Consider the following 10,173-nt stretch of genomic DNA (forward strand, 5'->3'; position numbering starts at 1 on the left):
CATAACGAGGAATATTATGGACTTTTTAACTCATTTTGTTGATTTTGCGAAATTCATTGTCGATTTTATTTTACACATTGATGCACATTTAGCTGAGTTGGTTGCTCACTATGGTGATTGGGTTTACGGCATCCTGTTTCTGATCATATTTTGTGAAACAGGCTTGGTGGTCACGCCATTCTTGCCGGGAGACTCTTTGCTGTTTGTGGCTGGCGCACTATCTGCCCTTGATTCCAATGATCTTAATGTCCACATCATGGTGGCTTTAATGCTGGCAGCCGCCATTATTGGTGATGCGATAAACTATACCATTGGTAGAATTTTTGGTGAGAAACTATTTACCAATCCAAATTCAAAGATTTTTCGCCGTAGTTATTTAGATAAAACCCACGGGTTTTATGAAAAACATGGTGGAAAAGCCATAATTTTGGCTCGGTTTGTGCCAATTATTAGAACGTTTGCACCGTTCGTTGCCGGAATGGGGAAAATGTCTTACCGCCATTTTGCTGCTTATAACGTCATCGGTGCATTTATCTGGGTGCTATTATTCAGCTATGCGGGTTATTTGTTTGGTGATATGCCAGTGATACAGCAGAATCTGAAATTATTGATTGTTGCGATTATTTTTATTTCTATTCTGCCGGGAATCATTGAAATTTGGCGTCATCGTCGTGCTGCATCGAAAAAAGCAGCAAGCAATGCAGTAGATAGATAAATCGATAACCGTAAGCAGGTTTGAGCAGTTTTTTATCCACACTGTAATGGCATTGTGGTTTAATGGCACGTAAAACAAAAGCTGGCATCAGCCAGATTTAGACGGAAAGGTTCATTAATGAGCTGGATTGAAAAGATTCTAAATAAAAGCAAAATCATGCAAACTCGTAAGGCAAGCATACCTGAAGGAGTTTGGACAAAATGTGACAGTTGCAGTCAGGTACTTTATCGTGCTGAATTAGAGCGTAACCTTGAGGTGTGTCCAAGATGTAACCACCACATGCGTATTTCAGCCCGCCAGCGATTGAATTCATTCTTGGATGAAGGTACAGGCACGGAGTTAGGCAGTGAGCTGGAACCTAAAGATATCCTGAAATTCCGCGATATTAAAAAATATAAAGATCGCTTGGTTGCCGCCCAGAAGCAGACGCAAGAAAAAGATGCCCTGATCGCCATGAAAGGTAAGCTGCATGATATGCCCGTGGTGGCTGGTGCCTTTGAATTCAATTTCATGGGCGGCTCAATGGGGTCCGTGGTTGGCGCCCGTTTTGTCCGTGCCGTTGAACAGGCCCTGGAAGATAACTGCCCGTTTGTCTGTTTTACTTCCAGTGGTGGGGCGCGTATGCAGGAATCCCTGATGTCACTGATGCAGATGGCAAAAACCAGTGCTGCGCTGGCAAAAATGCAGGATCGGGGTTTGCCTTATATCTGTGTTTTGACCAACCCAACCATGGGTGGGGTAACCGCAAGCATGGGGATGTTGGGGGATATTAATATCGCGGAACCGAAAGCATTGATTGGTTTTGCCGGCCCTCGTGTCATCGAACAGACCGTGCGTGAAAAATTGCCGGAAGGTTTCCAGCGCAGCGAATTCCTGCTGGATAAAGGGGCGGTTGACATGATCGTGAGCCGTCTGGAAATGCGTGACAAAGTTGCCAGCCTGTTTGCCATGTTGACGCATCAACCGCAACCGGGCACAAAAACGGAACCAATGGAAGCAGCCGTTGTTGAATCTGCTGATGTTGAAGCTGATATAAACATCAATCCTAATAAAGAAGATGCCTGATATTTTGCAAATTCCTCAAGCCACGTCGCCACTGATGACGTGGCTTTCCTATCTGGGAAACCTGCATACCAAAGCCATTGATATGGGCCTTGGGCGTGTAGGAAAACTGGGTCGTCAATTAGACCTGTTGAACCCGGCCCCAAAAGTGATCACGGTGTCAGGCACGAATGGCAAGGGAACGACTTGCCACACCCTTGAATCTATTTTCCTGGCCGCAGGGCTTAAAGTGGGGGTGTACAGTTCCCCACACCTGATACGTTATACCGAGAGGGTACGTATTCAGGGCAAGGAAGCAACGGAACAAGATTTCTGCCGTGTATTTGCCGCGATTGAAGCCCAGCGCGGCGATATCTCATTGACCTATTTTGAATATGGGACATTGGCCGCCTTACAACTTTTCAAAGACGCTGCTCTTGATGTCGTGATTTTGGAAGTGGGATTGGGTGGCCGTTTGGATGCCACTAATATTGTTGATGCTGATATTGCCGCCATCACCAGCATTGCGCTGGATCATACCGATTGGTTGGGGTCAGATCGTGAACACATTGGCCGTGAAAAAGCCGGCATTTTCCGCCGTGGGCATTTTGCGGTGGTGGGTGAGCAGGATATGCCCCAGTCAATTGCTGACGTTGCGGATGAATTGGGCGCGAAACTTTTTCGTCGTGGTGTTGACTGGCACTTCTCACAGCATGAAAATCGCTGGAGCTGGTTAAGTCATCAGCAGCAACTCAATGGGTTACCTTTGCCCAACCTGCCGCTGGCAAACGCTGCCACGGCGATGGGGGTGATCCACTGCTTGTTGCAACAGGATGATAAAATCAGCCGCGCGATTGATGAGCAAGCCATTCATATGGGATTGAAAAATGCCCAATTACCGGGGCGTTTCCAAATGATCAGGCAACAACCGCTGGTCATTTTAGATGTGGCTCATAATCCACATGCTGCGGGCTATCTGGTGCAGAAATTAGCAGGGCTGCCTCGCTCACCGGGCAGTAAAATCCGCGGTGTCATTGGCATGTTGGGCGATAAGGACATTGCCGGTACGCTCGCCTGTCTTTCCTCACAGATTGATGAATGGTACTGCGCATCCCTGCATGAACTGAGGGGAGCGGACGCCGAAATATTGTCTGGGCACCTTGTCCGTGCCCGGACATTCCCGCAAGTAGCAGCCGCTTGGCAGCAGGCAATGGAAGACGCATCGGCGCAAGATATCATTGTGGTCTGTGGCTCTTTCCACACGGTGGCACATGTTATGGAGGCACTGGAGATGGCGGCATCGGAGGGGGGCAAGGAAAGTGGCCAGTAAATTTCAGAATCGCTTGGTTGGAACCCTCGTTCTCGTCGCATTGGGCGTGATTGTGTTGCCGATGATTTTTGATGGTGATAAGAAATATAAAGAAGGGCAATTTGCTTCGATTCCGTTGATGACAAAACCGGGTGATGAAGAAGATATTGACTCGATCCCGCCATTGGCACAAAACATGCCGTCCACACCGCCCGAAGGGGCGGCACAAGCAATGCAATCACAGGAGCAAGAGCCAGATATCGAAACGTTGTCCAGGCTACCGTCTTCAGAGCCGGTCACAGCACCGCCGGTGACCGGCACGCAAGACCGGAAGACAGCGGTGAAACCTGAATCCCCCCCCCAGCGGAAAGTGGAAACTCAACCGCCGGAGAAAAAACCGGAATCCCGTGCTGAAAGCAAGCCAGAGACTAAATCGAAACCCGCAGAACAAGCACCTCGGGCAACGGCCTATGTGGTTCAACTGGGTGCATTAAAAAATGCGGATAAAGTTGACGAAATAGTCGCGAAACTGCGTCTTTCCGGGCATCAGGTATACACCGTGCCTTCTTCTCCGGTACAGGGACAATTGTCACGGATCTATGTCGGGCCGAATGCGTCAAGGCAGAGACTGGAATCCATTTTGTCCGAACTGAGGGAACTGACGGGATTACAAGGGCAGATCAAAAACTATCAGCCATAATTGGGTGCGTTTCAGATTATTTTCGGTAGAGTGATGAATCTACTACGCAAACGTTTTCGTTTTCTGTTAGAATGCGCCCGACCTGAATGTCGGGGGCCTGTTTTTGGATTAAGATATGGTCTGGATTGATTATACAATTATTGCCATCATTGGTTTCTCGGCACTGGTTAGCTTGATTCGTGGTTTTGTTCGCGAAGCGCTCTCCCTGATAACATGGGGCTGTGCTTTCTTTGTTGCCAGCCACTTCTATACTTATCTGGCGGCGTATTTTACCCGCCTTGAAGATGAACTGGTGCGGAATGGGGTAGCGATTGCTATCTTATTCATTGCAACACTGATTGTTGGCGCAGTAGTAAACTATGTCATTGGTTCACTTGTTCAGCGAACAGGCCTGTCAGGTACTGATCGGGTGCTTGGGATCTGTTTTGGGGCCTTGCGCGGTGTCTTGATTGTGTCCGCTATCCTGTTTATGGCAGACTCTTTCACGCCCCTTCCCAAAAGTCAGGATTGGCAACAATCACAACTGATCCCACAGTTCAGTCAAATCATCAGGTGGTTTTTTGACTACCTGCAAAGTGCGTCGAGTTTCCTGCCGGAGAGATAACGCTCTCCGCTTGGCTGATGAGGAAAGGCTACATGTGCGGTATTGTCGGTATCGTCGGTTTTACACCGGTTAACCAGTCGATTTATGATGCATTGACGGTGCTTCAGCACCGTGGACAAGATGCAGCAGGTATTGCAACTATTGATGGTAACAATGAATTTCGTTTACGTAAGGCCAACGGCTTGGTCAAAGATGTGTTTGAAACACGGCACATGCTACGTTTACAGGGAACCATCGGGATTGGGCATGTCCGTTATCCTACGGCGGGCAGTTCCAGTGCCTCTGAAGCACAACCCTTTTATGTGAATTCTCCTTTTGGTATCACGTTGGCACATAACGGCAATCTGACAAACGCACATGAATTGAAGAAGATGTTGTTTGAAAATGCCCGCCGCCATGTCAATACCACCTCAGATTCTGAAATCCTACTGAATATTTTTGCCAATGAATTAGCCCAATTTCCCCATTTTCCCTTAGCGCCTGATGATATCTTCTCGGCCGTCTCAAACATGCACAAAAAAATTCGCGGTGCGTATGCCTGCGTTGCGATGATTATTGGGCATGGGGTGGTGGCTTTCCGTGATCCACACGGCATTCGTCCCTTGGTATTGGGGAAGAAAACCGGGGAAGATGGCCGCGATGAATATATGGTGGCGTCGGAAAGTGTGGCGCTGGATACATTGGGTTTTGAATTCCTGCGTGATGTCGCTTCGGGTGAAGCGATTTATATCACTGAAAACGGGCAACTGTTTACGCGCCAGTGTGCAGAAAATCCGTCATTGACTCCTTGTCTGTTCGAATTTGTTTATCTGGCTCGCCCGGATTCCTTTATTGACAAGGTGTCGGTATATAACGCGCGGCTACGGATGGGGAAAAAACTCGGGGAAAAAATTGCCCGTGAATGGGAAGACCTGCATATTGATGTGGTTATTCCCGTACCGGAAACCTCGTGTGACATTGCACTGGAAATCGCCCATATTCTGAATAAACCTTATCGTCAGGGATTTGTCAAAAATCGCTATGTCGGGCGTACCTTCATCATGCCGGGTCAGCAGGAGCGACGTAAATCCGTTCGCCGTAAACTGAATGCCAACCGCGCAGAATTCCGGGGCAAAAATGTTCTGCTGGTGGATGATTCCATTGTACGTGGCACCACGTCGGAGCAGATCGTCGAGTTAGCACGTGAAGCGGGTGCCAAAAAAGTCTACTTTGCTTCGGCGGCACCGGAAGTTCGCTTCCCGAATGTTTATGGCATTGATATGCCAAATGCCAATGAGCTGATTGCCCACGGTCGGGAAGTGGATGAAATTCGCCAGCTTATTGGGGCTGATGCGCTGATATACCAAGATCTCCCTGATCTGGTGCAAGCGGTACGGGAAGAAAACCCGGATATTGAAAAATTCGAATGCTCTGTATTTGATGGTATCTATGTGACGAAAGACATTGACCAGATTTACCTCGACTATCTGGAAAACTTACGTAAGGACGATGCCATGAAAGTGCGCGGACAGAGCGAAATAGAGAATCTGGAAATATATAATGAAGGATAATATTGTTATTATCATTCAGTTAGCTATCTTATCAACTTCAAGTTGCCGTCCGTAAGACGAAAACAGAGTATTATCTCCCCGCAACGCGGGGAGATAATCAATGTATCTTGAAGTATGACGATATCGCCAGGATCTCAGGGGAAAACATGAAAAAATTGATTGTCGGGCTGACCGGGGCAAGTGGTGCGATTTATGGTGTCAGGTTACTGCAAGTTTTGCAGTCAGTAGAGGGCATTGAAACGCATTTGGTCATCAGCCAATCGGCCCGGCAGACTCTGGCACTGGAGACGGACTACACGCTGCGGGAGGTACAGGCCCTGGCTGATGTGGTCCATGACAATCGTGATATTGCCGCCGCCATTTCCTCGGGATCTTTCAAGACATTGGGGATGGCCATTTTACCCTGTTCGATAAAAACCCTGTCAGGCATTGTGCATAGTTACACGGATGGCTTAATGACCCGTGCTGCGGATGTGGTTTTGAAAGAGCATCGCAAGTTAGTGTTGGGGGTGAGAGAAACCCCCTTACACTTGGGGCACTTGAGATTAATGGTACAGGCCGCGGAAATTGGGGCGGTGATCATGCCACCGGTTCCCGCATTTTACCATCGTCCTGAACATATTCAGGATATCATCGACCAGACAGTGAACCGTGTGCTTGACCAGTTCGATATTGACTTGCCGGAAGATCTCTTTCACCGTTGGCAGGGGGCTAAACCCGCTGGGGATGACATTTAAGTGAGTCATGATGCTGTTGCGAAGCGATCGCAACAGCATAATTAAACCGGCGCAGACAAAAATTAGCCCGCATTGTCTTTTGCTTTTATCACATCTTGCAAGGCTTCCTCCAACTGAAAATAACGGAAACCAAAGCCGGCTGCTTCCAGTTTCTGAGGAATAGCTTGTTGGCCGCCTAACACCAACGCTGCGGCTTCTCCCATCACGATTTTTAATACACATGCAGGAATGCACATAAAAGCAGGGCGATGTAATACACCTGCGAGTGTGGCACTAAACAGCTCATTATGTACAGGGTAAGGCGATGTCATATTAAAGGGACCCTGTAGCTCGGATGATACCAGCAGGTAATAGATACCATTAACCATATCATCAATGTGTATCCACGGCATATACTGCTTGCCATTGCCGATTTTCCCACCTAAACCCAGCCGGAACAGTGGCAGCATTTTTTGCAGTGCGCCGCCTTTTGGTGCCAGGACAATGCCCGTACGCAACAAGCATACCCGGGTTTTACTACTTTTGGCCTGTAAAGCCAGTTGTTCCCAACGTTCACAAAGCTGATGAGCAAATTCATTTTGGGGAAGATCGTTTTCGGTCACGACAGATTGCCCCTGATCGCCATAATAGCCAACCGCAGAACCGGAAATAAATACCGACGGTGGAGATTCACTGGCCTTAATGAGCTTGCTCAACTGCTCCGTAAGCTGCCAGCGGCTTTGGCAAAGTTTCTTTTTTTGTTTCGGTGTCCATCGCTTATTGGCAATAGGCTCACCGGCAAGATTGATAACCGCATCAAAGCCGTTGAGGGCGTGTTGGTTATTTAATGTTGTCCAGCATTCAACGCGATCAGAAAACAGAGAATATACTTTTTGTGGTGAACGACTCAAAATGGTGATGGAGTGGGAGAGTGAAAGTAGTTGGCAGATCAAGTGATGACCAATTAGCCCTGTTCCCCCCGTTATTAAGATACGCATAGCCACCCCCTGTAACAAAAGATAATCGTCTATTGACTATAACAAGGGATGACTTAAGTGCCAGCGAAATATGCTGCTATCTGTTATCAACATCAATTTTTTTGGTGAAAAATTTCGCCATCAACTGAATTTTCTTACATATATTTGAGTTAAGCCTCTTGATAGGCTGATTGTGTCGCAGGGCGTTGACTGATCTTATCCAGCCATTTTGCAACCGCAGGGTAATCCTGCAAATCGATTTTTTGGTGTTCATGGCATTTCGCCCACGGATAAGTGGCGATATCTGCGATACTATATTCGTTTCCGCCGAGGTAGGCGGTTTTTTCCAGTTGGGTATTTAATACCTTATATAAACGCTTTGATTCTTCCACATAGCGATTAATGGCATAGGGGACAACTTCTGGCGCATAGCGATTGAAGTGGTGATTCTGACCGAGCATGGGGCCGAAGCCGGCAACCTGCCAAAACAGCCATTGCAATTGTTCGGTACGTTCACGTACATCTTGACTTAAGAGCTGGCCTGTTTTGTTTGCCAGATAAAGTAAAATGGCGCCAGATTCGAAGATGGAGATAGGTTTTCCCCCGTCAGCGGGTTGGTGATCGACAATGGCCGGGATCTTATTATTGGGGGCAATGGCAAGAAATTCGGGTTTGAACTGTTCACCCGTGCTGATATTAATGGGGTGAATGGTATAAGGAATACCGGCTTCTTCAAGGAAAAGGGTGATCTTGTAGCCATTTGGGGTTGGAGCATAGTACAGATCTATCATATAACCTCCAGTAATAATAACTTATAAAAAATGTACCAATATTACCTTACCATCGTTTGTCTACAGAATGTGATAAATTTATTGCAACAATTAATATGTAACTCATTGATAGAAGGCTTTTAGGATAATGAAAGAAAAATCAACAAACATTGAATGGATTGATATCGTCAATGAAGACAATGAAGTCATTGCACAGTCAACCCGTCAGCAGATGAGGGCGCAGAACCTGAGGCACCGTGCGACTTATATTGTCGTGCATGATGGGATGGGTAAAATTCTGGTTCAGCACCGTACCGAAACGAAAGACTTTTGTCCGGGGAAATTGGATGCAACGGCAGGCGGTGTTGTTACCCAAGGCGAAACTTTTATGGATGCTGCCCGCCGGGAAGCCGAAGAAGAGTTGGGGGTTGCCGGTGTGCCTTTTGCCGAACATGGCATTTTCTATTATGAAGAAGACCATTGCCGGATATGGGGTGGTTTGTTCAGTTGTGTCAGTCATGGCCCATTTGCCTTGCAGGAAGAAGAAGTCGCCGCGGTTTACTGGTTAACGCCGGAAGAAATTACCGCCCGTTGTGATGAATTCACCCAAGATTCACTGAAAGCGCTTTCTTTATGGTTGGCACGTAACAATCAAATGGAGTCGTTTTTAAATTAAAAAAACGATTGATGGATTAAAAAATTGATATGGAAAAGCTCATCTATTCTCAGGGCGCGAGCACACTATTTTAGCTGCGTTTTGAAGATGATTATCTCTTAATATTCGGTTTTAATAGTGTTTTTATCGAGTGAAATTTAATCACACAGGCAATTCTTTAGACTTTTATAGAAAACTAAAGAATTAAAGAACAAGAGTGACATTTTAAGTTCAAATATTAATCAAAGTATGCTCGCGCCCTGATCTATTCTGAGCTTAATGAGTACGGTGATATTTATTACAGGGATAAAGATATTTCGTTGGTATTAAAGAATGATTTAAAACAGGGGTGTGTATTGATAATACATTCCCCTTATTTTTACTGAGATTTTTTTAATGCTTTATTAAAAACAGATATGATGTTTTTCTGATATTTCAATAAACAACCCCCTAAAATAATTGAGCATCCGCCCACGATTCAGGGTGTTATTTTAATGACTATTTACTTGATGATATTAGAAGCGGTATCCAACACCAATTGTCCAAGTTCCTGTTTTAGCAACGTCAAAGTTTGCACGCTCGTATGAAACATCAACAGCGATATTGGGGATTGGGTTAAATTGTAATCCAGCACTATAGGTGGCAGCAGTTTCGTTTGTTGTCTTTGACCCTGTTGTTGTCCTTGCTATTCCTGCGTATGTATTACGAGAAGTAGTAGAGACAGTCATGAAATCGTGGTACTCGGCTGCACCAAGCAAGGCATAGGCACTGACATATTCATTAAAACGGTATGATGGACCAGCCATCCATGATCTATAAGTAATGTCTTGGCTTCCGTTTACGGTAGCACCTAGACCTGACATTGAGCCATTTGCTTTTTGGTTAGTTATAGTGAAGGAACCCATAATGCCCCAATGATCATTAAATTCATAACGATATTTCAGGTTAGTCCCTTTTGAGTCTTTCTCGAAATCGGAACCCATACTGCTTTGGGCATAGCCGATTGAGATGGTGTGTTTTTCATGTGCATTTGCTGCCAATGCGAACATAGATAAACCAGCGGCCACTGCTGGAATCAATAGTGTTTTTTTCATTTTGTATTATCTCATTGCTTGTAATTTCGCGGCGGAATATAC

The 10,173-nt window shown here is 46.2% G+C and carries 11 protein-coding genes; 8 read left to right on the forward strand and 3 right to left on the reverse strand.

The window, feature by feature from the left end; all coding sequences use genetic code 11:
- The first annotated feature begins 16 nt into the window (after nucleotides 1–16).
- The 7 genes from PSI17_RS06200 (at nucleotide 17) to PSI17_RS06230 (ending at nucleotide 6,656) form a co-directional block, all read left to right on the forward strand.
- Nucleotides 17–715 (forward strand): DedA family protein, encoded by a 699-nt coding sequence (locus PSI17_RS06200; protein WP_273551135.1) that lies wholly within the window; start codon nucleotides 17–19, stop codon nucleotides 713–715.
- A 117-nt stretch (nucleotides 716–832) separates the two neighbouring features.
- Entirely contained in the window at nucleotides 833–1,780 is a 948-nt protein-coding gene (accD, locus tag PSI17_RS06205) for an acetyl-CoA carboxylase, carboxyltransferase subunit beta (protein ID WP_273551136.1), read from the forward strand.
- Nucleotides 1,773–3,086 (forward strand): bifunctional tetrahydrofolate synthase/dihydrofolate synthase, encoded by a 1,314-nt coding sequence (gene folC, locus PSI17_RS06210; protein ID WP_273551137.1) that lies wholly within the window; start codon nucleotides 1,773–1,775, stop codon nucleotides 3,084–3,086. Before accD ends, folC begins: the two co-directional genes overlap by 8 nt.
- Nucleotides 3,076–3,765, forward strand: a complete 690-nt coding sequence (gene dedD, locus PSI17_RS06215) for a cell division protein DedD (protein ID WP_273551138.1) — start codon at nucleotides 3,076–3,078, stop codon at nucleotides 3,763–3,765. The genes folC and dedD overlap by 11 nt, the downstream gene beginning before the upstream one ends.
- A 115-nt stretch (nucleotides 3,766–3,880) precedes the next feature.
- Nucleotides 3,881–4,369 carry a colicin V production protein gene (cvpA, locus tag PSI17_RS06220; RefSeq protein WP_273551139.1) on the forward strand — a complete coding sequence of 163 codons (489 nt, stop codon included), beginning with the start codon at nucleotides 3,881–3,883 and terminating at the stop codon, nucleotides 4,367–4,369.
- A gap of 32 nt (nucleotides 4,370–4,401) precedes the next feature.
- Nucleotides 4,402–5,919 carry an amidophosphoribosyltransferase gene (gene purF, locus PSI17_RS06225; protein ID WP_273551140.1) on the forward strand — a complete coding sequence of 506 codons (1,518 nt, stop codon included), beginning with the start codon at nucleotides 4,402–4,404 and terminating at the stop codon, nucleotides 5,917–5,919.
- Nucleotides 5,920–6,065: 146 nt separating this feature from the next.
- Nucleotides 6,066–6,656, forward strand: a complete 591-nt coding sequence (locus PSI17_RS06230; RefSeq protein ID WP_273551141.1) for a UbiX family flavin prenyltransferase — start codon at nucleotides 6,066–6,068, stop codon at nucleotides 6,654–6,656.
- Nucleotides 6,657–6,718: 62 nt separating this feature from the next.
- On the opposite strand, the gene PSI17_RS06235 is transcribed toward PSI17_RS06230, so the two are convergent.
- Together PSI17_RS06235 and PSI17_RS06240 are read right to left on the reverse strand one after the other, a co-directional pair.
- Nucleotides 6,719–7,633 carry a TIGR01777 family oxidoreductase gene (locus tag PSI17_RS06235; RefSeq protein ID WP_273551142.1) on the reverse strand — a complete coding sequence of 305 codons (915 nt, stop codon included), beginning with the start codon at nucleotides 7,631–7,633 and terminating at the stop codon, nucleotides 6,719–6,721.
- Between the two features lie 149 nt (nucleotides 7,634–7,782).
- Nucleotides 7,783–8,403: a glutathione binding-like protein gene (locus PSI17_RS06240; RefSeq protein ID WP_273551143.1), complete on the reverse strand. Its 621-nt coding sequence runs from the start codon at nucleotides 8,401–8,403 to the stop codon at nucleotides 7,783–7,785.
- A 127-nt stretch (nucleotides 8,404–8,530) separates the two neighbouring features.
- On the opposite strand from PSI17_RS06240, the gene yfcD reads away from it, so the two are divergent.
- Nucleotides 8,531–9,058 (forward strand): NUDIX hydrolase YfcD, encoded by a 528-nt coding sequence (yfcD, locus tag PSI17_RS06245; RefSeq protein WP_273551144.1) that lies wholly within the window; start codon nucleotides 8,531–8,533, stop codon nucleotides 9,056–9,058.
- A 494-nt stretch (nucleotides 9,059–9,552) separates the two neighbouring features.
- On the opposite strand, the gene PSI17_RS06250 is transcribed toward yfcD, so the two are convergent.
- Entirely contained in the window at nucleotides 9,553–10,131 is a 579-nt protein-coding gene (locus PSI17_RS06250; protein ID WP_273551145.1) for an Ail/Lom family outer membrane beta-barrel protein, read from the reverse strand.
- Nucleotides 10,132–10,173 lie beyond the last annotated feature (42 nt).

Source organism: Xenorhabdus sp. IM139775 (assembly GCF_028598745.1).
Lineage (GTDB): Bacteria > Pseudomonadota > Gammaproteobacteria > Enterobacterales > Enterobacteriaceae > Xenorhabdus.

What these genes read in the sequence shown, in the direction of transcription:
- PSI17_RS06200 (WP_273551135.1), top strand. Translation starts at nt 17, where the DNA reads ATGGACTTTTTAACTCATTTTGTTGATTTTGCGAAATTCATTGTCGAT.
- accD (WP_273551136.1), top strand. Translation starts at nt 833, where the DNA reads ATGAGCTGGATTGAAAAGATTCTAAATAAAAGCAAAATCATGCAAACT.
- folC (WP_273551137.1), top strand. Translation starts at nt 1,773, where the DNA reads ATGCCTGATATTTTGCAAATTCCTCAAGCCACGTCGCCACTGATGACG.
- cvpA (WP_273551139.1), top strand. Translation starts at nt 3,881, where the DNA reads ATGGTCTGGATTGATTATACAATTATTGCCATCATTGGTTTCTCGGCA.
- purF (WP_273551140.1), top strand. Translation starts at nt 4,402, where the DNA reads ATGTGCGGTATTGTCGGTATCGTCGGTTTTACACCGGTTAACCAGTCG.
- PSI17_RS06230 (WP_273551141.1), top strand. Translation starts at nt 6,066, where the DNA reads ATGAAAAAATTGATTGTCGGGCTGACCGGGGCAAGTGGTGCGATTTAT.
- PSI17_RS06235 (WP_273551142.1), bottom strand. Translation starts at nt 7,633, where the DNA reads ATGCGTATCTTAATAACGGGGGGAACAGGGCTAATTGGTCATCACTTG.
- PSI17_RS06240 (WP_273551143.1), bottom strand. Translation starts at nt 8,403, where the DNA reads ATGATAGATCTGTACTATGCTCCAACCCCAAATGGCTACAAGATCACC.
- yfcD (WP_273551144.1), top strand. Translation starts at nt 8,531, where the DNA reads ATGAAAGAAAAATCAACAAACATTGAATGGATTGATATCGTCAATGAA.
- PSI17_RS06250 (WP_273551145.1), bottom strand. Translation starts at nt 10,131, where the DNA reads ATGAAAAAAACACTATTGATTCCAGCAGTGGCCGCTGGTTTATCTATG.